General features: G+C 56.8%; 19 protein-coding genes. 15 read left to right on the plus strand and 4 right to left on the minus strand.

Going from position 1 to position 22,213, the window contains the following annotated elements:
- The first annotated feature begins 17 nt into the window (after positions 1 to 17).
- The 12 genes from VN577_01045 (at position 18) to era (ending at position 16,796) form a co-directional block, all read left to right on the plus strand.
- On the plus strand, positions 18 to 1,691 hold the full coding sequence (locus tag VN577_01045; GenBank protein HWR13384.1) for a DUF5597 domain-containing protein: 1,674 nt from the start codon (positions 18 to 20) through the stop codon (positions 1,689 to 1,691).
- Positions 1,692 to 1,900: 209 nt separating this feature from the next.
- On the plus strand, positions 1,901 to 3,136 hold the full coding sequence (locus VN577_01050) for an ROK family protein (GenBank protein ID HWR13385.1): 1,236 nt from the start codon (positions 1,901 to 1,903) through the stop codon (positions 3,134 to 3,136).
- Between the two features lie 152 nt (positions 3,137 to 3,288).
- On the plus strand, positions 3,289 to 6,921 hold the full coding sequence (locus VN577_01055) for a TonB-dependent receptor (GenBank protein HWR13386.1): 3,633 nt from the start codon (positions 3,289 to 3,291) through the stop codon (positions 6,919 to 6,921).
- A 248-nt stretch (positions 6,922 to 7,169) separates the two neighbouring features.
- The gene (locus VN577_01060) at positions 7,170 to 7,946 is read left to right on the plus strand and encodes a glucose 1-dehydrogenase (GenBank protein ID HWR13387.1); all 777 of its coding nucleotides are present in this window, start codon (positions 7,170 to 7,172) and stop codon (positions 7,944 to 7,946) included.
- A gap of 84 nt (positions 7,947 to 8,030) precedes the next feature.
- Positions 8,031 to 9,308, plus strand: a complete 1,278-nt coding sequence (locus VN577_01065) for an MFS transporter (protein HWR13388.1) — start codon at positions 8,031 to 8,033, stop codon at positions 9,306 to 9,308.
- Between the two features lie 21 nt (positions 9,309 to 9,329).
- Positions 9,330 to 10,424, plus strand: a complete 1,095-nt coding sequence (locus tag VN577_01070; protein ID HWR13389.1) for a sugar kinase — start codon at positions 9,330 to 9,332, stop codon at positions 10,422 to 10,424.
- Between the two features lie 14 nt (positions 10,425 to 10,438).
- On the plus strand, positions 10,439 to 11,110 hold the full coding sequence (gene eda, locus VN577_01075) for a bifunctional 4-hydroxy-2-oxoglutarate aldolase/2-dehydro-3-deoxy-phosphogluconate aldolase (protein ID HWR13390.1): 672 nt from the start codon (positions 10,439 to 10,441) through the stop codon (positions 11,108 to 11,110).
- A gap of 33 nt (positions 11,111 to 11,143) precedes the next feature.
- Positions 11,144 to 12,628: a xylulokinase gene (gene xylB / locus VN577_01080; protein HWR13391.1), complete on the plus strand. Its 1,485-nt coding sequence runs from the start codon at positions 11,144 to 11,146 to the stop codon at positions 12,626 to 12,628.
- A gap of 327 nt (positions 12,629 to 12,955) precedes the next feature.
- Complete coding sequence (locus VN577_01085; protein HWR13392.1) at positions 12,956 to 14,029, plus strand: PhoH family protein; 1,074 nt, start codon at positions 12,956 to 12,958, stop codon at positions 14,027 to 14,029.
- 62 nt (positions 14,030 to 14,091) lie between these two features.
- The gene (gene ybeY, locus VN577_01090; GenBank protein HWR13393.1) at positions 14,092 to 14,583 is read left to right on the plus strand and encodes an rRNA maturation RNase YbeY; all 492 of its coding nucleotides are present in this window, start codon (positions 14,092 to 14,094) and stop codon (positions 14,581 to 14,583) included.
- On the plus strand, positions 14,580 to 15,854 hold the full coding sequence (locus VN577_01095) for a hemolysin family protein (protein HWR13394.1): 1,275 nt from the start codon (positions 14,580 to 14,582) through the stop codon (positions 15,852 to 15,854). The genes ybeY and VN577_01095 overlap by 4 nt, the downstream gene beginning before the upstream one ends.
- A 6-nt stretch (positions 15,855 to 15,860) precedes the next feature.
- Positions 15,861 to 16,796 (plus strand): GTPase Era, encoded by a 936-nt coding sequence (era, locus tag VN577_01100; GenBank protein ID HWR13395.1) that lies wholly within the window; start codon positions 15,861 to 15,863, stop codon positions 16,794 to 16,796.
- Here the strand turns inward: era and VN577_01105 are convergent.
- Positions 16,793 to 16,963 carry a hypothetical protein gene (locus tag VN577_01105; GenBank protein HWR13396.1) on the minus strand — a complete coding sequence of 57 codons (171 nt, stop codon included), beginning with the start codon at positions 16,961 to 16,963 and terminating at the stop codon, positions 16,793 to 16,795. The two genes, era and VN577_01105, sit on opposite strands and share 4 nt — an antisense overlap.
- 133 nt (positions 16,964 to 17,096) lie before the next feature.
- Between VN577_01105 and VN577_01110 the strand changes: the two genes are divergently transcribed.
- Together VN577_01110 and VN577_01115 are read left to right on the plus strand one after the other, a co-directional pair.
- On the plus strand, positions 17,097 to 18,704 hold the full coding sequence (locus VN577_01110) for a diguanylate cyclase (GenBank protein ID HWR13397.1): 1,608 nt from the start codon (positions 17,097 to 17,099) through the stop codon (positions 18,702 to 18,704).
- A 36-nt stretch (positions 18,705 to 18,740) separates the two neighbouring features.
- Positions 18,741 to 19,613 (plus strand): aminotransferase class IV, encoded by an 873-nt coding sequence (locus VN577_01115; protein ID HWR13398.1) that lies wholly within the window; start codon positions 18,741 to 18,743, stop codon positions 19,611 to 19,613.
- Here the strand turns inward: VN577_01115 and VN577_01120 are convergent.
- From VN577_01120 to VN577_01130, 3 genes are all read right to left on the minus strand, one after another.
- Entirely contained in the window at positions 19,599 to 20,303 is a 705-nt protein-coding gene (locus VN577_01120) for an enoyl-CoA hydratase/isomerase family protein (protein HWR13399.1), read from the minus strand. The genes VN577_01115 and VN577_01120 overlap by 15 nt on opposite strands.
- Positions 20,186 to 20,908: a hypothetical protein gene (locus VN577_01125; GenBank protein HWR13400.1), complete on the minus strand. Its 723-nt coding sequence runs from the start codon at positions 20,906 to 20,908 to the stop codon at positions 20,186 to 20,188. The genes VN577_01120 and VN577_01125 overlap by 118 nt, the downstream gene beginning before the upstream one ends.
- Before the next feature lie 70 nt (positions 20,909 to 20,978).
- Complete coding sequence (locus VN577_01130; GenBank protein ID HWR13401.1) at positions 20,979 to 21,398, minus strand: cobalamin B12-binding domain-containing protein; 420 nt, start codon at positions 21,396 to 21,398, stop codon at positions 20,979 to 20,981.
- A gap of 138 nt (positions 21,399 to 21,536) precedes the next feature.
- Here VN577_01130 and VN577_01135 point away from each other — a divergent pair, with 138 nt between their 5' ends.
- Positions 21,537 to 22,094: a DNA-3-methyladenine glycosylase gene (locus VN577_01135; protein ID HWR13402.1), complete on the plus strand. Its 558-nt coding sequence runs from the start codon at positions 21,537 to 21,539 to the stop codon at positions 22,092 to 22,094.
- Positions 22,095 to 22,213 lie beyond the last annotated feature (119 nt).

Below are 22,213 nucleotides of genomic sequence, written 5' to 3' on the forward strand. Positions count from 1 at the left end.
TTTGCGAGAGCGAAGACATGAACACTAAGCATGTGGTGATCGCACTTCTACTAACGCTTCTTATGTCGCCCAATGCAGTTCGGGCCCAGAACTCCGATATTCCGCGCCTCGAAAAACGCGGAGCCACGACCCATTTGATTGTGGAAGGCAAGCCCTTCCTGGTTTTGGGCGGGGAGTTATGGAATTCCAGTTCGTCGAGTGTCGACTACATGAAGCCGATCTGGCCGAAGTTGGCCGCCATGAACTTGAACACCGTGCTTACACCGGTGTCCTGGGAACTGATCGAGCCAACCGAAGGCAAGTTCGACTTCACCATCATTGATGGACTGATCTCCGATGCTCGAGCGAATAAGCTTCGGCTGGTCTTCCTTTGGTTTGGAACATGGAAGAATACGTATTCGAGCTACGTTCCGGAATGGGTGAAGCGTGACGTTAAGCGATTCCCCCGGGTCCAGCGCCGCGATGGCCAACTCACGGAACGAATCACGCCGTTCAGCGACAACGCCCGTCAGGCGGATGCTCGCGCGTTCGCCGCTCTAATGCGCCACATTAAGGAAGTCGATACTGCACGCACTGTGATCATGGTCCAGGTGGAGAACGAAGTCGGAGTCATCCCAGATTCCCGCGACTTCTCGGACATTGCGAACCAGGCATTCGCTGGTGCAGTTCCGCAGGAACTGGTAGCCATGATTCGCAAGAACATCGATACGATCCAACCGGAGCTTCGTGATGCGTGGGTGACTGCCGGCAGGAAAACCTCTGGCTCGTGGCCGGAGGTCTTCGGCAAAGTTCCGATTACCGATGACTTCTTCATGACCTGGCAGTACGCGAAGTACATCGAAGCTGTTGCCTCTGCGGGAAAGGCTGAATATCCGCTCCCGCTATTCGTAAATGCTGCATTGATCCGGCCGAATTATCAGCCAGGACAGTACAACAGCGGTGGTCCGCTTCCGCATTCGTTGGACATTTGGAAGCTGGTTGCTCCGCACGTGGATCTGCTGACGCCTGACATTTACTTCGAAGAATTCGTTCATTGGGCGTCCCGATATGCCACTCCCAACAATGCGCTGTTCATTCCCGAAGCAATTGGCGGACCCACCGGTGCAGCGAACGCCTTCTATGCATTCGGTCAGTTGAAGGCATTCGGATTTGTACCCTATGCGATCGATACGGATCCATCGACGGCGGCTTCCAGGCCATCTGCTGAGAACCTGCGCTCCGGAGCAGAGAAGCGGCCGGAACAGACGATCAAGCAGAGTTACGCCATTCTTTCGAAGTTAGCTCCGCTGATTCTCGAAAAGCAGGCGAGCGGCGAAATCGCTGCCATGGTTCTTGAGGGCGAGGCGCAACGTTTTGGAAGGTTCTCGTTGGGGAACTATCTTTTCACCGTGAACCGCGCGGGGGGACCGAACGCATCGCGCGACGACCGCGTTTCCGTGATGGCATTGCAACTCGGCCCTGATGAATACGTCTTCGCCGGCTCCGGTAACATCGGCGTTACGTTTAATCCGCTAACAGCAGGACCGCCTATTGCAGGTATCGCCAGCGTTGATGAAGAGGTGCTGACGAGCAACGGGTGGCAAAAGCAACGCCGGTTGAATGGGGACGAGAATGGGCAGGGAACTGTCCTGCGGATGAACGCCGAAACCGACCGAACTTGCTACTACCGGGTGCGCTTGTACCGGTATTAAGTAGCAGCCTAAGACAAAAAGTTAAGTATCTGTCTTTCTGATACTTACAGGCATCCAAGCCGTTTGTGGAAAAGAATTTTCATTCAAAAAACGGCCTTATCGAACTAATGCTTGACATTGCCATTAGAAAGTATATAGTTCGGCACGCGAATTTAATGGACGCGTTAGGTTGTTATTGATTTCGGGTTCAACGTGTCACAAGGCGGATAATGCGGCGCTTAAATTTTACTAACACGCAGGTTGCATCCAGCGAAACCGCAAGGGACATCAACCGTGGCGTTGTTTTAAACCTTATCCGTCGTCGTCAGCCAATCTCTCGAGCCGACCTCGCTCGCGTCTCAGGCCTGCAGCGCAGCACGGTATCGCTCATCACCGAACAACTGATCAAGGAGAAGTGGGTCGTCTACGGTCCGATGGGAAGGCTCCCGCGCGGCCGGCGTCCCACGTTCCTCCGTCTCAATGATCGTCGAGCGATTATCGTCGCCGACCTTCGTCCCAATCAGACCACAGTCGCTGTGGCTGATGTAAACGGACGCTTTCTCTCGCAGGAAGCCATTCCCACTTACGGGCATCCGGCGAAAACGGTCGTTCGTTTGATTTCCTCGATCCAGAATCAGATGAGCGCGCATTCAGACTTGATGTTCGAAGGCATTGGATTGAGCGCCCCGGGACGCGTCGATGAGAACACGCACAAGATCGTCTTTGCCCCAAACCTGAAGTGGCCGGAGTACGACCTCAAAACTCCGATCGAAGAAGCCACCGGCATGCAGGTTGACCTGGACAACGCCGCCAACGCATGCGTTCTCGCCGAGGTTTGGTTCGGCCATGCGGAGAAACTGCGCGATCTGGTTGTGGTGACGGTCGCCGAAGGCGTTGGTACAGGCGTTTTCATGAACGGACACCTGGCCCGCGGTATGAACGGAATGGCAGGCGAGTTCGGCCACATTCCTCTCGATCCGGATGGGCCTATGTGTGCTTGCGGCGCACGCGGATGCTGGGAAATGTACGCCTCGAACCGCGCTGCGCTTCGCTATTACCACGAATCTGGAGCGAGCAACGATGGCCCGGATTTCCAGGACCTGCTAACGCTGGCAGAGGCTGATGACCCGCTCGCACTGAAAGCCCTGGACAAGATGGCGCACGCGGTTGGGCGCGGCATGCGCACGATCATCGCAGCGCTTTCCCCGGAAGAGATTGTTGTCGTAGGTGAATTCACGCGGCTATGGCAGCGGTTCGGGCCGATCATTGAGGCCGAACTCGCTTCCGCCGTGTTGGCCGGTAAGCCTCCGAGAGTTAGGCCAGCGGCCGATTCGCGCATGGCGCGTCTGCGTGGAACCGTGGCTTTAGTTTTGCAGCAGCATTTCGGAGCTTTTTCACGTGCGGACACTCCGAGCGAAGGAACGGGTTCGAAAACCCTTCGAACTCGAGCCAAGGCGTCGGGATAACGGACGGGGAAGCTCACCCCAGACACTGAAACGGAGTATCAGCAACAACCGCCAGCAGAGCGGTGAAAGCAGAAACGAAAAACCGAATAAAACCACTCGGGATCTCGTTGGGACAACGGTCGGCTATAACGCAGTGAGAGGAGAAAGATTCTATGTGGAAACAAACTCCGGTCGAAAAGTTCGAAGGGCGAACAAAAGCTCTGAAAGCTCTGACCTCCTGTTTACTTGTCTTGCTATTGATAGGCGTCTTTGCCGCCGTCGGTCAGGCGCAGGTCCTGTACGGATCGTTGACGGGCAACGTCACCGATGCTTCGGGAGCTGCGGTCCCTGGCGCGAAAGTGGAAGCGCTCAACGTCAACACCGGAATTACCCGTGACACGACGACAGACCAAAGCGGCATTTACCGTCTAACGTCGCTGCAGCCCGGTACGTACAAAGTCACTGTTACGGCGCCAAAGTTCGCGGGCAACGTAACCGAAAACGTACGGGTCGTGGTTAACAACATAACCCGTGTGGATGCAGCCCTGAAGGTTGCGTCGCAGCAGTCGGAAGTTACGGTAACCACCGAAGCCCCGCTGCTCCAGACCGACAAGGCCGATGTTCACACCGACCTTTCGGCACAGCAGATCACCAGTCTGCCCACCATGTCGTCGCAGGGACGCAACTTCCAATCTTTGCTGCGCATTATCCCCGGCGTCGGATTGACGGCGGAAACCAACTCGATTTCCGGTAACCCGCAGCGCGCTATCAACGCGAACGTAAACGGTCAGTCCAACCAGTCGGTAAACACTCGTATTGACGGCGCCCAGAACCTGTATCCCTGGCTGCCCGCCAACGTCGCTTATGTGCCACCGGCCGACGCGATTGAAACCGTGAACGTTTCGACGAACTCGTTCGACGCCGAGCAGGGCATGGCAGGTGGCGCGGCCGTCAACGTTCAGATCAAGTCCGGAACCAACGAGTACCATGGCAGCGGCCACTGGTTCCACACCGATCAGAACTTCGCAGCTCGCAACTACTTCAACACTGATCCTGTGCGGTTCCCCAAGAAGAATCGGAACAATCAGAATCAGTTTGGCGGAACCTTCGGCGGCCCGGTCGTTAAGAACAAGTTGTTCTTCTTCACCGATTGGGAGCGCACGACCCAGCGCAACCTTGCTGGCCCCGCAAACCGCATTCTGCCGATCGCGCAGATGGTTCAGGGTGACTTCCGCGGCTTGGGTGTGAATATTTACGATCCCCGAACCGGCGATGCCACTGGCCTCAACCGGCAGATCATCTCATGCAACGGTGTGCAGAACGTTATCTGCCCCGCTGACTTCGATCAGGCTGCTGCCAAGATGATCGGCTTGATGGGACCGAACTACGCCAACATCTTCTCCAACTCCATTTCCGCGAACAACTTCACGGCGAGCGGTACAGCCAAATTCAACCGCGACAATTTCGACGCCAAGGTCAACTATGTTCCGAGCGACAAGTCTACTTTGTTCGGTCGGTACAGCTTCTCGAAGATCCTCGTATTCGATCCACCGATCTTTGGAGACGCTGGCGGTGATGCTGCCAACGGTGGACAGCTTGGCGATTCGACCGGCTTGATTCAGAGTGTCGGCCTGGGTGGCACGTACACCTTTACGCCGACGGTTCTGTTCGACTGGAACGCCGGGTTCACGCGCCAACGGCTCGGAGCTGGGTTTGACCTTACCACTGACAGAGGAGTCAGCGAGTTGGGTATTCCCGGCACCAACGGTGTAGGATTCCCCGGCGATCCCACTCTGTACAACGGTCTCCCGGCTTTCACCTTTAACGCAAGCAGTGGTTCGAACCTTGCAAGCATGGGAAACACCAACACCGGCAACCCGTTTACCTTCCGCGATAACCAGTACGTGTGGGGAACGAACCTTAGCTGGATTAGAGGCAAACACTCCTTCCGCGGCGGTGTGGAGTACAACCACGCGCAGATCAACCACTTCCAGCCGCAGGGCGGAACATTCCAGACGCCACGCGGAACATTCCAATTCAACGGCACCGCAACCTCTCTGCTTACCGTTGATCCCGCGGATGCAACCAAGCGGATCGTGGTCGGCGGAACGCCTGCCAATACCTGGGCCGATTTTCTGCTCGGCCTGCCCAGTGCAACCGGCAAGGCGGGAGCACTCTTCAATCCAACCTCGTTGCGCTGGTCTCAGTGGGCTTGGTACCTGCGTGATCAATGGCAGGTATTTCCAAACCTAACCCTGACTCTCGGTGTCCGCTGGGAGTACTATCCGTTCGGTTACAGCGATAACGACAAGGGTCTTCGCTGGTTCAATCAGGACGATGGCAACGTCTATATCGGCGGATACGGCAACGTTCCTAAGAACGATGGCATTGACGTTGGTAACGGACAATTCCTGCCGCGTATCGGCTTGGCCTATCGTGTCACTGACAAGACAGTCATTCGCGCCGGCTATGGTATGAGTGCCGACCCGAACAACTGGCGCTATTTCCGCAATGCCTATCCGGCGGCTCTGCTGGCAAATAATACGCAGCCGAGCTCAACGGTTCTTCAGCCTATAGCAAGTCTCTCCTGCACCGCATTTGGCCATACGGCCGCCGGCGGTGGCGTGGGCAACTGCAATGTTCTGGGCGTGTACAACATCGACACCGGCCTTAAGAACATTGCGCTTCCTAATATCAGCACAGGCGTTATTCCACTTCCCACCAACGCGGGCACCACAACCATTCCGAACCCATTCCGCCGCGGCTACATCAATTCCTTCAACTTCATGATCCAACAGGAGTTCAAGGGATTTGTGCTCGAGACGGGCTACGTCGGAGCGCGTGCGATCCGTCCGCTGGTGAACATGAACCTGAATGCTTCACCCATCGGGACAGGTCAAGCTGGCGGTATGATCAACGCGAGACTGAGAGCGAAAGGCGTAACCTGCTCTCCTAACGCGTCCTGCAACTACGGCAACATCGGCGGACTCGTTCCGTTCAAGAACAACTACTACGACTCCCTACAGACGAAGTTGACGCGTCGCTTTACCGGTGGTTCGACGGCTGGCTTCGTGTGGACGTGGTCTAAGGCGATCGATTACCAGGGCAACGAAGAGCTTTCCGGTTTGAGAAACCCCTATCCGGATTACTGGGAATCGAATCGCGCACCGGCTGATTTCGATCGTACCCACAACTTCAAGGTCTATGGCGTCCTGCTCTCGCCGTTTGGCAAGGGACAGCAGTTCATGCAGGAAGGCTGGGGAGGAAAGGTCCTGGGTGGATGGCAGTTGAACCCAGTGGTCACCTACCTGACCGGAACGCCATTCTCAGTCTTTGCGAATGGTAATACGTTGAACGCCCAGGGCGCGCAGCAGTACGCGGATCTGGTGGGTACTTACCAAACCACGGATGGCAAGCCAGTGCGTGCAGGCCAGTCTTGTCCGGCTGGTATGTTGTCGTGCAGCTATTTCGACCCGAGCGCGTTTGCGGCTCCCGCAAATGGTCGGTTCGGAAATACTCGGCGCAATCAGTTCCGCGGCCCCGGATATTTCGAACTTGACCTGGCTTTGGTCCGTGAGTTCAGGCTAACCGAGCGGTTCAACCTGCAACTCAGGGCGGAAGCCTTCAGCCTCACGAATACGCCGCACTTTGCCAACCCGAACTCCACTTGCCCGAATGCGACCGCTGGTGGCGCCTGCGCCTCCGGTACGTTCGGTCAGATCACAGGTACCGCGTCTCCGGGCGGCTTCTTCGGTCCGGACCCCGGTGCCCGTACCATTTGGTTAGCCGGCAAGCTGACCTTCTAATTCGTCCCGTATCCCGGGACACAACCGCAGGCTCCCAGTCCAATCAGGCTGGGAGCCTGCAAGTCATATATCCATTCAATTCTGCAGATCCGGCCAACGGCAGTGATCTCGGACAGCTTCACCGATTTCACCATGCAGGACGACGCGTCACTGCATGAGACGTTTCACTATAATGTCGCCGAAACGAATCGCACCTGGTGGGTTCACTCGAATCTGAGTAGTTGAATTCTGAGAGGTTGTTCATCTAGATGGGACTTCCAGCACTGGATCTGACATCAAAGACCGCTGTCGTCATCGGGGGTACCTCCGGGGTGGGTCTCACCCTTTCAAGAGGCCTCGCGCAAGCGGGCGCCAATGTTGTTTCTTCCGGTCGCCGCCAGGAACTGGTCGAACTGATTCACGGCGAAATCAAGAAGATGGGCCGCGGCTCTCTCGCGCTGGCATGCGACGTCGGGAATCGCGAGAGTGTCGAGACCCTGCTCGATGCCGCCGTCAAAGAGTTTGGCAAGGTTGACATTCTCGTAAATTGCGCCGGAATCACGCAGCGTACACCCTTCCTGGAGGTCAGCGAGGAAGAGTGGAACCGGATCATGGAAACTAACCTCACCGGTACAGTTCGCACCTGCCAGATCTTCGGACGTCACATGGTGGAACGCCGCTATGGACGCATCATCAACATCGCGTCCCTGAGTTCGTTTGTCGGGATGTTCGAAGTTGCGGCCTATTCCGCAAGCAAGGCCGCTGTAGCTTCGCTTACAAAGACCCTTGCGATCGAGTGGGCAAAATACGGTGTGTGCGTGAATGCGCTCGCTCCCGGTGTGTTCCGCACCGATTTGAATTCTGCTCTGCTCGACGGCACTCCGCGAGGCCAGGAATTCCTGTTGCGGACGCCGATGCGCCGTTTCGGTAATCTCGACGAACTCGTCGGGGCCGCCGTCTTCTTGGCCTCCGACGCAGCCAGCTTTGTTACAGGTCACGTGTTAGCCGTGGATGGTGGTTTTCTCGCCAGTGGTGTGAATCAGTAGAAACTCAATCCTTGTGTTCCTGGATACGGGTGCCTCATGCAAACGTCGTCTGACTCAAATCAAGCAACGGATTCAGGAGCCGGCATGGCTGGCCAACTGAAGCAGCACATCGGGCGTTTCCGCTGGGTCATTTGTACGGTCCTGCTCATCGGCGTAACCAAGAACTACATGGACCGCCTGGTTATCGGCGTCCTGAAAAACACGCTGATGGTTGAGCTCGGCTGGTCGGAAACCGACTACGGCTATCTCGTGATGGCGTTCACTTTCTCCTATGCCATTGGCATGGTGGTGATTGGGCGCATCGTTGATTGGCTGGGTACGCGCCTTGGTTACGTTTTCGCCATGGTGACCTGGAGCCTTGCGGCCATGTCCCACGGCTTCCTCTCGTCGCTATCGGGTTTTATCGCAGCTCGCTCGGTGCTCGGATTCGGTGAAGCAGGCGTTTTTCCGGCAAGCCTCAAAGCCGTCGCCGAATGGTTTCCTAAGAAAGAACGCGCCCTGGCCGTCGGCATCTTTAACGCCGGCACCAACGTAGGCGCAATCATCACGCCTCCCCTTGTTGCATGGATCACTTACCACTGGGGATGGCGCATGGCTTTCATCTCGCTTGGCGGCGTGGGTCTGATTTGGCTCGTCCTCTGGATGTGGATCTACAAGGAACCCGAGGACCACCCCCGCGTCTCCAAGTCCGAACTGGATTACATCAAGAGTGACCCTGTCGACCCGCCGGGAAGAATGCCCTGGAGCAGTCTTCTCGGGTACCGCCAGACGTGGGCCTTCATGTTGGGCAAGTTCATTACCGACCCGATTTGGTGGTTTTATCTTTTCTGGGTTCCTGGATTCCTGCAAAAGGAACACGGCCTGAAGTTGATGGATGTTGGCTTGCCTCTCGTAGTGATCTACCTGATTGCCGACGTTGGCAGTATCGCGGGCGGGTGGGCGTCTTCGTCCATGATCCGGCACGGACGCACTCCCAATGCCAGTCGAAAGCTTACGATGCTGGCGTGTGCTATTGCAGTCATTCCGATCGTGTTCGCACCCAGCGTTTCTTCCACGTGGGGCGCGGTGCTGTTGATCGGGTTAGCGACCGCCGCCCATCAGGGTTTCTCTTCGAATCTGCTCACCCTGCCCTCCGACATGTTTCCGGCAAAGGCCGTTGCATCTGTCGTCGGCCTTGGCGGTATGGCCGGCTCGTTGGGCGGCGTGCTCATTGCCAGGATCGTTTCTTACCTCCTGGAGAAAACTGGCAATTACGCGATTCCGTTTGCCATCGCAGGTTCAGCATATCTGATTGGTTTATTGGTAATTCATCTTCTTGTTCCGAAGCTTCAGATGGCCACCATCAAGGAGGCCCGAAGCTGAGGACGAAAGGCACTTCTAATAATGGCTCTTCAAGTCAAAGATAAGGCACAGTGTCGTTGGGACCTGGTTAGTCTGGGGGAAGTCATGTTGCGCATGGATCCGGGTGACCGCCGGATCTGGACCGCCCGCAATTTTGAGGTCTCGGAAGGCGGCGGCGAGTACAACGTCGCCCGCGGACTTAAAAGATGTTTCGGCCTGGATACGGCGATCGTCACCGCACTCGCCGATAATCCGATCGGCCGGCTCGTCGAAGATCTCATGTACCAGGGCGGCGTCGATCAGACCTTCGTAAAGTGGGTTCCGTACGACGGCGTCGGTCGCGCTGTCCGCAACGGCTTCAACTTCACCGATCGCGGTTTCGGCGTTCGCCCTGCACTCGGCTGTTCCGATCGCGGCCACACCGCAACGTCGCAACTGAAGCCCGGCGACATCGATTGGGAAGAAATCTTCGGAAAACTCGGTGCGCGTTGGTTCCATACTGGCGGCATCTTCTGTGCGCTGTCGGAAACCACTCCGGATGTCGCGCTCGAAGCGATGCAGGCGGCACGGAAGCACGGCACCATCATCTCCTACGACCTGAACTATCGTGAATCTCTCTGGAAGGGTATTGGCGGCAAAAAGCGCGCCATGGAAGTAAACCGTCGTATCGCACCTTACGTCGATGTCATGCTCGGCAACGAGGAAGATTTCTCCGCTGCCCTTGGCTTTGAGGTCAGCGGCATGGACGAGCACATCTCGAACATTGAGACCGAAGCGTTCAAGAAGATGATCGAGAAGGTCGTGAGGGAGTTTCCGTTCAAGGTAGTAGCGACCACTCTGCGCAAGGCGAAAACGGCCACGAAGAACGATTGGGGAGCCATCTGTTACGACGGCGGCCAGTTCTACGAGGCGAAGATGCGGCCCGACCTTGAGATCTTCGACCGCGTCGGCGGCGGTGATTCGTTCGCTTCCGGTCTCGTCTATGGATTCCTCACCAACCAAGGCGCGCAGTGGGCAGTCGAGTGCGGCGCGGCACACGGTGCGCTCGCCATGACGACTCCGGGCGATACAACGATGGTCACATTGAAGGAAGTCACCCAGGTGATGCGTGGCGTTGGCGCCCGCATCGCTCGCTAAGAATAGGAAGGGAAATGACCAAGCAGGAAGTTTCAAAGCGAATTCAAGAAATCGGAATTGTTCCTGTCGTACGCGCAGCCTCGGCTGCGCAGGGCATGAAAGCAGCAGAGGCCGTTTGCGCCGGAGGCATTCCCATCGTCGAAATGACGATGACCGTTCCCGGCGCCATCGACCTCATTGCACAGCTCTCGAAATCCATGGGCTCGGAAGTTTTAGTCGGAGCAGGCACTGTTATCGACGCCGATACCGCACAGCGCTGTCTCGATGCCGGGGCGCAATTCCTCGTCAGCCCCGGCTTCGATCTCGAAACCGTGAAACTCGCCAACCGGAAAGGCATTCTCATTATGGCCGGAGGACTCACGCCCACCGAGGTCATCACTGCCTGGAAGGCCGGTTCCGACTTCGTGAAGATATTCCCCTGCGGCACAGTCGGAGGCGCCAAGTACATCAAGGCCCTTAAGGCTCCTCTGCCGCAGGTCCCCATGGTTCCTACCGGCGGTGTGAACCTCACCACCGCCGCCGATTTCATTCAGGCCGGCTCAGCCGCGCTGGGCGTGGGCGGAGAACTGGTTTCCGCCGCAGCGTTGGCTTCTGGCAATACTGCTGAAATTACCGAAAATGCCCGCAAGTTCGTCGCGATCGTTCGTGAAACACGGCAGCAACTTAATAAGGCGGCGGCGAAGTAGGGCTTAGGAGGCACTACGAAATACGTCATAGGCATTGATGTAGGTACAGGCGGTACGCGCGCAGTTGTTGTCGATGAAGCCGGCAAAGTCGTAGGTGCGGCAACAGGGGAACATCAGCCCTTCGCTTCGCCCCAGATCGGTTGGGCCGAACAGGATCCCGAGGACTGGTGGAAAGCATGCGGCATCGCGATTCGTGCCGCGATGAAGGACGCGAAAGTTTCCGCCGATCAGATTTCTGGCGTCGGACTCTCCGGTCAGATGCATGGTGCGGTCCTACTCGACGAAGCCGATAAGGTCATTCGCCCAGCTCTCATCTGGTGCGACGTTCGCACCGCCGCTGAATGCGCTCAGCTCAACGCCGACATCGGTGAGAAGAAGATCATCGAACTCACCTGCAATCCGGCGCTAACCAACTTCACCCTTACGAAACTACTTTGGGTCCGCAACAACGAGCCCAAGCTCTGGGAACGCTTTCGCCGCTTTCTGCTGCCGAAGGATTACGTCCGGCTCCGGATGACTGGAGAGCACGCCATCGATGTCGCCGACGCCTCCGGTACTTTGCTGCTCGACGTCGCGCACCGTCGCTGGAGCGACGCCATGTTCTCGGCGACGCATCTCGACAAGTCCTGTGCCCCGGCCGTCTTCGAATCTCCCGACGTCTGTGGAAAGATCAACGCCGCCGGCGCTGAGCACACCGGACTTCGTATCGGAACTCCTGTGGTCGCCGGCGCAGGCGACCAGGCCGGTGGAGCCGTCGGAATGGGCGTCGTTGGAGCTGGCACCATCCATGCCACCATCGGCACTTCCGGCGTGGTTTTTGCTTCCACCGACCGCCCGGCCATGGATTCTCAAGGCCGACTCCACACCTTCTGCCATGCCATTCCCGGACGCTGGCACGTCATGGGCGTAACGCAAGCCGCAGGCGGATCACTCCGCTGGTTCCGCGATACCTTTGGGCCCTCCGGTTCCGACGCCTACGATCGCCTTACCTCCGAAGCCTCCGCCGTTCCGGCTGGCAGCGATGGTGTCCTTTGGGCCCCTTACCTGATGGGCGAGCGTACACCGCATCTCGACCCGAACGCGCGTGGCGCGCTTGTCGGACTTACCGCAAGTCACAACCGTGGACACGTCGTCCGTGCCATTCTCGAAGGTGTCGCTTTCAGTCTTAAAGACACGCTGGGAATCTTCGCTGACATGAAGGTGCCGGTCACCACCATTCGTCTTGGTGGTGGTGGCGCTCGGTCGCCACTCTGGCGTCAGATCCAGGCGGACATCTATGAGCACGACGTCCAGGTGCTCGCCGCAGACGAAGGCGCAGCCTACGGTGCTGCTCTGCTTGCCGGCGTGGGCGCTAACATCTGGCCCGACGTTGACACCGCCTGCAGCGCTGCCGTAAGGGTTGCCACCACCGTCTCGCCAAAGCCCGGCAATCTGCCTGTCCTGCGTAAGCAATACGAGGCATACCGTCGACTTTACCCGGCTCTGCGTAATGTGCAGGCGCTTGGCGCAAAGGCCTGAATAGCTTTGACATAAGGTGGGCTCCCCACTCGGGGAATCCACCTTATCGACACGATCCCTCCTGCTACTCCGGATTCAGCATACCTACTGTTGCTTTTCCCACAGTTTTCTCATCCAAATAGAGGAAGTTAGCAGTTGGGTAACAACTTACGGCATTGACTCTGAAACCAAGCCGTCGTACTCTACGCGCAATGGTCGCTGCTTCCAGTCGGTGGCGAGCGCACAACCTCAGTGAAGTCCTGGCAATACCTTTCACTCAAAATCAGCAACCAGGTCTTACCATCGAGCAGTCAAGGGCTGCCCATAGGAGGGTATTTCACTACCTGAATGAAAAAGAACATTGAAATTACGGCCAACATTGAAACGCTCTTCGGTCCCCGTGACGAAAACCTCCGCCTTCTCGAAGACGGACTGAATGTCACCATCGACCTTCTCGCCGACGCGGTGAAGATCGAGGGGGCGGCCCACGATGTTCAGCGTGCCGAACAGGTCTTCGCCGACTACGAGCACCTGCAGCGTTCCGGGTTCGAGTTCAAGAACGGTGACCTCACCTCCATGTTGCGGGTGCTGGCCTCCGATTCTTCCGTGACCCTTCGGGGTCTCGCCGAAGCAGGCCGTCAACGTTCCTTTGGAAAACGTACTGTTCAGCCCAAGAGCATCAACCAGCGCCGCTACCTCGACACCATCGAGAAGAATGACATGGTGTTCGGTATCGGGCCCGCCGGTACGGGCAAAACCTATCTTGCCGTGGCGATGGCCATCTCTGCCCTTGTCAGCAAGCGGGTTAACCGGATCATCCTGGCACGTCCGGCCGTAGAAGCCGGAGAGCGTCTAGGCTTCCTGCCCGGGACATTGCAGGAGAAGGTGGATCCCTATCTCCGCCCGCTCTACGACGCACTTTACGACATGCTCGAGCCGGAAAAAGTTGACCGTTATCTCGAGAAGAACGTCATTGAAGTTGCGCCCATCGCGTTCATGCGTGGTCGCACACTGAACGACGCGTTCATTATTCTCGACGAAGCCCAGAACACCACGGGTGAGCAGATGAAGATGTTCTTGACCCGTATGGGCTTCAACAGCAAGGCCGTCATCACCGGCGATATCACCCAGATTGACTTGCCAAACGCCCGGCGCAGCGGTCTTATCGAGGCCATGGATATACTTAAGAATGTGGAGGGAATCTCCTTCGTTCACTTCGACGAAACGGATGTCGTCCGCCACCATCTGGTGCAGCGCATTGTCCGCGCTTATGATGACTACAAGACCCGTGTCGGCGAAGCACAGTTATCGCTCTCGCTCCTTGGCACCAACGTTCGTCCAATCGAGCGCAGCGAGGACCGGGATGCCCTTCTAGCCGATCCCGTGCAGCAGGTAAGCAACGAAGAAGCTGCCGAAATTTAAGCCTGTTCTTTTCACGGGAGGATCGTACGCGCGATTCTCCCGTTTTGATTTAGGGCGCTAGAGTGATCACGATCGAAAAACCTTCTGACGAAGTGAACGAGAAAGCACTCCTCCGTTTTACCCACAAAGCCATCAAGGCCAGCGGCGTTGCCGGAGACGTTTGCATCCTGGTTACGTCCTCCCGCGAGATGCGTCGGCTGAACCGTTGTTTCCGCGGGAAAGACAAGCCGACGGATGTCATTTCTTTTCCGGCGATCTCCGTCGTTGCCGGCAAGTTCGCCGGTGATCTGGCTATTTCGCTCGACATAGCCCGCTCCAATGCTCGCCGGTTGGGCCACACTACGGACGAGGAACTGCGTATCCTTATACTGCACGGACTTTTGCACCTGGCGGGGTATGATCATGAGAGCGACGAAGGTGAAATGGAACGGAAAGAGTCCACTTTGCGGAACAAGCTGCGGCTTCCCTCGAGCCTGATCGCCCGTACGGAAGCAGAGCCGGGTAGGGCACAAACGCTTGGCAATCAGAAGAAGAAGGTTGGGCGCTTACGATGACCATCGCTTTTGCCGTGCTCGTCGTATTGCTGCTCGGACTGCTCACGCTGGTTTCCTACGTCGAGCGCATTCATACGGAAGCGGGCAAATTCCTTTCCCGCGAATTTCAGGAAAACATCGACGCTTACGAAAACGTCGTTGAACCTGGTCTCAAGGTTTCGCGGGAGCGCGCTGCACTGGCGATTGCGGTACTTGAGCAACTGACCAACGCGTCCATCGCAATGGTCATCGTCTACAGCGTCGTTCGCAATGGGCAGTGGACTGCCGGCGACGTTGGCCAGGCTGTTCTTGGCGTCATCATCTCCATCGTCGTCTTTAATCGGGTAGTTCCGTTCGTTCTGTTCTCTCGTACAAAGGGGGAATGGCTCGGCCGGTTCACTTTGTTGCTCCGCGTCCTCGTCTACTTGGCGCTGCCTGTAACCATCGTCATCAGTTTCTGCCAATCTGTAGCTGCACTGGCCAGAGAGCACGGCGAATCGGTTCCCGAAGATGCCTCCGAGGCCGTGGACGCGTTTATCGAAGCCGGACAGGAAGAGGGCATCATCGAAGAGAGCGATCGCGACCTCATCCAATCGGTCGTGGAATTTGGCGATAAAACGGTGCGCGAGGTCATGAAGCCTCGTCCGGAGATTTTTGCTGTTTCAGAAGATGTTACCGTTGAGCACCTTACGGAAATGCTGCGTTCGCGTCCTTATTCGCGTGTGCCGGTGTATTCCGGCTCCATTGATAAGATCGTCGGAATTGTCCACGCTCACGACGTTCTGCAGCTCACCGATGCCGAGGCTCGCATTCGTACCGTTGGCAGCATTATGAAGACCGATGTCCGTTTCGTCCCCGAAACCAAGCGGGTCAGCGATCTTCTCCGCGAGATGCAACGCGACAATATTCGTATAGAAGTAGTCATCGACGAGTACGGGGCCGTGGCCGGCATCGTCACCATTGAAGACATGGTTGAGGAGATCGTCGGCGAGATCAGCGACGAGCACGATAAGGTTGAGATCATCAAGGAAGCAGAAGACACTTACGTGATGTCCGGCAGCATGGACATCGATAGGCTGAACGAACTCTTTGGTTTCCGTTCCGAGGATCGGGAAGCCACCACCATTGCTGGCTTGGTAAGCGAAATTGCCGGGCGCATTCCTCACCCGGGCGAGATTATTACCGACGATGGGTTGAGCTTTGAAGTGCTCGAATCCACCGACCGAAAGGTCGTGCGGGTCCGCGTAGCGCCATCGCATCCAACTTCAGAATCCCAGTCTGTGAGAGCATAGAAGATCATGCGCTCTGGTTTCGCTACCATCATTGGCCGGCCCAATGCCGGAAAGTCCACCCTTCTCAACGCCCTCGTCGGCTCGAAGATTGCGATTGTCACCCACAAGCCGCAGACCACGCGCAACCGCGTGCAGGGCATCATCAACCTTCAAGCCAAAAAAGGACGGCCGGCAGCACAGGTCATTCTCATCGATACGCCCGGGGTGCATCGTCCGGATACTCGTCTCAACCAGCGCATGATGCAGGAGGTAAGGGAAGGCCTTGAGGGCTGCGACCTCGTTTTGCTCATTACCGATGTCACAGAGAAGTTCGGGCCCGGTGAGCAATTCGTCATTAACATGGCGAAAAAGACTGCAACGCCAACCATTTTGTTGCTGAACAAGATCGACCGCATCCCGCAGAAAGACAAGCTACTGTTCATCATCGACCGCTGGCGCCAACTGCACGACTTCAAAGAAGTCATCCCCATCTCGGCGCTTAAGAAAGACAACCTCGATGTTGTGCTGGACTCGGTGGTCGCCTTGCTTCCGGAAGGGCCTGCATACTTCCCGTCAGACCAGGTGACGGATCAACCACTCCGTTTTCTCGCCGCGGAAATGGTTCGCGAACAGGTGCTGCTTGATACCGAGCAAGAACTCCCTTATTCCACCACTGTCATCGTCGAGCAGTTCGAGGAAGAGCCGCGGCTAGTCCGGATCGCCGCCACCATCTACTGCGAGCGTGACAGCCAGAAACCGATTCTCATCGGAAAAAACGGCCAGATGCTCAAGAAGATCGGGACCGACGCTCGCAAGGACATCGAAACCATGCTCGGGAAGAAAGTCTTTCTTGAGTTGTTCGTGAAGGTCAGGCCGGGATGGCGCGAATCACGCCAGTTCGTGGAAGAACTCGACTGGCGGCGCCAGATTGAGAACATGATCGCCACCAATCCCGAAGATTAGCCCTGCTGTGCTTGCAGTTCGCAGGCCTCGCGGCATTCCAGGCAATACCACTGTCCGTCATAGCACAGCCGGATCTGGTTCGCTCCCATGCAAAGGCAGCAGAACTTGTCGCAAAGGCAGCTTTCCTCGGGAAGATCGCATACGGCACAGGTGAATTTCTCAGCCATGGCGCCAACTTTACCGCAGCATTCTCCGAAATGACAGTGACCTTCGGGTAGCGACCTTCCTTAAAGCTGCATAGACCTATCGCCGATAACCCAGTTAGCCGAACTTGGTCAGGCCAAGTAAGCCTGGGCCTATATGAAACTTCGACGGATCGTTACGGTCTACACCGGGGCAATCACCGCGATTCTCCTTCTGGCGATGTTTGCCGTCTCCTGTGCCGTGCTGCCAAAAAGCTTTGCTCGTTTGGAACGACGGCATGTAGAAGACGATCTCGATAGAACTCGGCAGCTCCTGCATCGCGAAATTGTTGAGCTCGACCGCACAGCCACGGACTACGCCAATTGGGACGACACTTACGAGTACATGCTGAATTTCTCACCCAGGTACGTTCGTTCCACCTATTCCGTACCGACCTTGAGAAACCTCGGCCTTAGGTCCGTGATGCTGGTAAACAACGACGATCGGATCGTGATGTTGCGTTCGGTCAAGGGTGATGAGACAGAGTCGCCTCACGACGCCAATCACCTGCTCCGAATCGTGTCAGGAAGTCGACGTGGCGTTTTTCGAAGCATCGCCGGAGTGGTGCAGTTGTCAGACGGTGCGGTACTGATGGCGGCTCATCCCATTCTCAACAGCAGCTACAAGGGCACACCTCGGGGCATTCTGCTGATGACCCGCGATTTCGATTCCAAACTTGTGGCGCGGTTATCTTCGCTGGCCCAGATGCCAGTCTCGGTTGAGTTGCTGCCTCATGGCGACGCGGGTGATCAGTCTAACAACCTGGCTCTTCCCTTCGCTTCCACTGTGATTCAAGATTCCAAAGACGATCACATTGAGGCACTCGCTACCATCCGTGGTCTGGAAGGCGAGCCGGATTTTCGGCTTCGTATCGTGCATACTCGCGACATCTCGCAACAGGGCCGGAATGCGATTCACCTCCTACTGTTTATGATCACGGCATTGGGAGTCGCATTCGCCGTCTTGAACCTTTGGACCGTGGATACTTATGTCATAGGCAGGATTCTGAAGCTCACGAAATTTACCAAGACCGTTCGAAGCGGAACTGGCCTTGCTGGGCGCATAGACATTCAAGGTAACGACGAAATCTCGGAGCTGGGCAGCCGAATGAACGACATGCTCTCGGAGCTGCAGGCGTCCCACGAATCGGTTCTCGCTGCCAGAAAGCGGCTTGAGTTTGAAGCGAGCCACGACAGCCTTACAGGAATGTGGAACCGCGCGGCAGGATTAGACTTCCTGAAGAAGGAATTGGCTCGTTCGTCGCGCGAGGGAACCGAAGTGTCGGTTGTCATGCTCGACCTGGATTACTTCAAGGAGATTAACGACCGGTTTGGTCACAGCGGCGGCGATGCGGTGCTGCGAAATCTCTCCTCTGTAATTCGCCGCAACCTGCGGACGTTTGATATGTCCGCGCGCTACGGAGGAGAGGAATTCTTCATCATCGCACCCAATTGTTCACCCGACGAGGCCAAAAGTCTGGCACAGCGCATCATAACGCGTATCGAGTCGTCGCCGATCAATGTTCAAGATTCGGTTGTTCGCGCCACTGCCAGCGCTGGCGTTTGCTCGGGAACATTCCCGACAGCGTCCGAAGATCTGTTGGGCGCTGCGGATCGGGCCTTGTATCGCGCGAAAGCCAACGGGCGGAACAGGGTGGAATGCGAAAGCATTCCGGGGCAGAATGGCCGTCCGCTCGCGAAAACCACACCTCTCCTTCTCGCCTGAATCGGTACTCGCAGTCGCACTTTAGCTGTGTTACAAATGGACATTATGCACAAGCAGGTCTTTCATAACGGTCGTGTGTTGCCGCTCAATGAAGTTCGTCTTTCGCCTGGACAAGCTGGGCTTCTGAACGGATGGGGCGTTTTCAGCACGGTGCGAATCTATGAAGGACATCCATTTGCGTTCGACCATCATTGGGAGCGTTTGGCTCGCGATGCCGAGAAGTTGATGGTGCCTTTGCCTTGCACGAAAGAACAGTGCTACGAGGGCGTGATGGCGCTGATCAAGGCCAACAGGTTGATGGATGGCTGCATGCGCATTTACTTCGTGCTGAACAAAGTTGGTATCTGGTGCAGCGACGAAGACATGCCTGAGACGGATTGGATCATGTACACAGTCGATCTGCCGATGCGCGTTGGGCCGGTAAAACTGGCCATGCAGGAGAACGGGCGTCAGGCGATGCATCCGCTTTCTGGCACCAAAGTCACTTCGTGGCTTCAAAACGTGTGGGTCGTTGAGAAAGCGCACCAGCGCGGATTCGAGGACACGATCCTGCTAAACGAATTCGGCAACGTAACCGAAGCAACAGCGGCGAATCTCTACATTGTGAAGAACGGAAAAGTTGTCACTGCTCCGTTAGCTTCAGGGTGTCTTGCGGGCGTGAGCCGATTGATTCTGAAGGAGATTGCTTCCGGTGCGGGAATTTCGCTGGTCGAGCGCGACTTCACGCCAGAGGAACTGTTCGCTGCCGATGAAGTGTTCATTACTTCCACAACGCGCCAGGTCCAACCAGTCAGTCACATCGAAAGTCACATTTTGTCGCAAGCTCCAGGACCAATCACGACAAAGCTTGCGGAACTGTTCAACCAGTACGTTCAGCGCGAGCACGCCGCACAACTAGCGGCGAAGTAACTCGTTCGCTTTCGTAAGTGGATCATCGACAACACAATGTACCAGCCCAAATTCCAGCGCTTTTCTCGCTGGAATTTTTTCAGCTGCCACGAACATCTCCAGCGCTTTTGCTTTGCCGATCAGGCGCGATAGGCGCTGTGTTCCGCCCCAACCGGTAATCAGCCCGAGCGCCGCGCCACGGTGTCCAAAGATCGCGTGCGGGTGTGCGATGCGCAGGTCGCACGCGAGCGCCAGATCCAGTCCGCCACCCATGCAATAGCCGCGCACGGCGGCATAGACCGGTGCAGGGAAATCGTCGATCGACTGCATCAATTGCTGGCCCATGAGCGCGAAATCGAAGGCGTCGCTACCGAGATGCGTGATTTCGTTCAGGTCCGCTCCGGCAGAGAAGAAGTGATCGTTGCCGGTGATAATCAGCGGCTTCGGATTACGCGCCAAGACGCCAATCGCAGCAGTCAATTCCCGCACACATTCTCGTGAGAGGCGGTTCGTTCCATCACCCGAGACCAAGCGGAGGATGCGATAACCATCATGCTCTTCGAGTTCGTGGTGTTTGGAAATCGTCAACTCCGTCAGGACAGCAAGGTCTCGAGGTTCTTGCCGTCTTCGGTGAGGCAAAACGGCGAGATCCGAATTCCGTCGCCGATCAGGCGGTGCGTTACCGGATCGCGTCCAACGCGGGTGATCCATTGGTAACCAGTGTCTGTCTTCGTGTCGGTAAACCAATGTTGTGGAAGAACCTCCAGCAATCCGGCATGCGCGTAGAGGATGAAGATGGCGCAACTCGGTTCTTGTCCAGTGTCGCGCCGAACGTTCACGGTCATGGCCAATTCTTCGAGCGAACTGAACTCCGCCGGAACGGTTATAGGATGAGTGCCTTCGCTCTGATCGGTGTTGAATTCGAAGTCGGCAAGAGGAGCAACGACCGAATAGACGCTGTCACCGGAATTGCCAAACCAGCCTGCAATTTCCTCCAGAGGGAAGTGCTTCAACTGCGCCAGGTCGAAGGCAAGCAAGCGGATCGTTTTACGTCCGTCGGGATGCCAGATCCCGAGTTTGCCGTCGGGCAGGAGGAATGGCGTGCAATAGATGTTCAGGGCGAGCAATGGATCGTTCTTGCGCCCAAGTTCATTCAGAGTAACGAGGTGCGCAAGAGGACCGCTGTTGCCGTGATGAATCCATTCGCAGCCTTTTACTTCCGGAAAGGATTGCAGGTACCAAGGTGCAGGACCAGTGAACTTGCCGATCAGTTGCAGCATGCGTGCGCGATCTTCGGTGGTAATCGGTTCAGCCATTTCTTCTTTCAAATAAAAATGCGGGCGAGTAGCCCGCATTCAGCCGGAATTGCCGGCGTGTTCAATGGTTTCAGGCGGCGACGCCGCGGGGCTTCACGTTGCTCTTGATGAACTGGACGATTTCTTCCATCGGGGTGCCGGGCTGGAAGACACCAGCGACGCCGTTCTCTTTCAGGGAGGTGACGTCCTGGTCGGGGATGATTCCGCCGACGAGGACGAGCACGTCATCCATCTTGTTCTGCTTCATCAGTTCCACGACGCGGGGGACGATAGCGTTGTGCGCGCCGGAGAGGATGGAGAGTCCGATGACGTCGACGTCTTCCTGCAAGGCGGCGGTGACGATCATTTCCGGCGTCTGGCGAAGGCCGGTGTAGATGACTTCCATGCCGGCGTCGCGGAGGGCGCGGGCGATGACCTTGGCGCCGCGGTCGTGGCCATCGAGACCGGGCTTTGCGACAAGGACGCGAATCTTCTGTTGTTGTTCAGCCATTAGCTTTTAGCTCTTAGGGGTAGTCGAGGACCTATTAAGGATACATCAGGGCTTCCGAACTGTTACATTACCAACTTATTCGGTTCCCAAATTCGCATGCGATCCGCCGTCCGACACCTCCAAGCTTCCGATCCCGTAATGGGCGCCATCATTGAACGGATCGGTCCTTATAAACCGCGGTACGCTCAACCCGACTTCGAGAACATGGCCCGGTCGATTGCGTACCAGCAGTTACACGGCAAAGCGGCGGCAACGATTTTCGGACGCCTGCACGCAGCTTGCGAGAGTTGCCTCACGCCGGAGCGGGTGCTGGCGCTCTCGGTGGAACAGATGCGCGCCTGCGGGCTTTCCAAGCAGAAACTCAGTTACATCCGCGACCTGGCTGAGAAGACGATCAGCGGCGACGTCAACTTCGCCGAACTGCCCGCCATGGACGACGAAGACGTCATCGAACACCTGACCCGCGTGAAAGGCATCGGACGCTGGTCGGCGCAGATGTTCCTGATGTTCGCCCTGAAGCGGCCGGACGTGATGCCGGTCGTGGACCTGGGCATCAATGTGGCCATCAAGCGTGCGTATCGCAAACGCACAGTCCCGAAACCCAAGCAGGTTCTAAAGATCGCCGAACCCTGGCGGCCATTCCGGAGCGTGGCGTGCTGGTACCTGTGGCGCAGCGTCGATGTGAAAACCCAATAAGTCAGGGGCCAGGGGCTAGCAGTTAGGGGATAGGAGATAGGAAGAATCCATCGCCCGCTGGAACTCTCAGACGCGGTTAGTGTGTCAGGGATGTCCGCGACCTGCAGGTTGTACCTTCG

The organism is Terriglobales bacterium (assembly GCA_035561515.1).
Classification (GTDB): domain Bacteria; phylum Acidobacteriota; class Terriglobia; order Terriglobales; family Acidobacteriaceae; genus DATMXP01.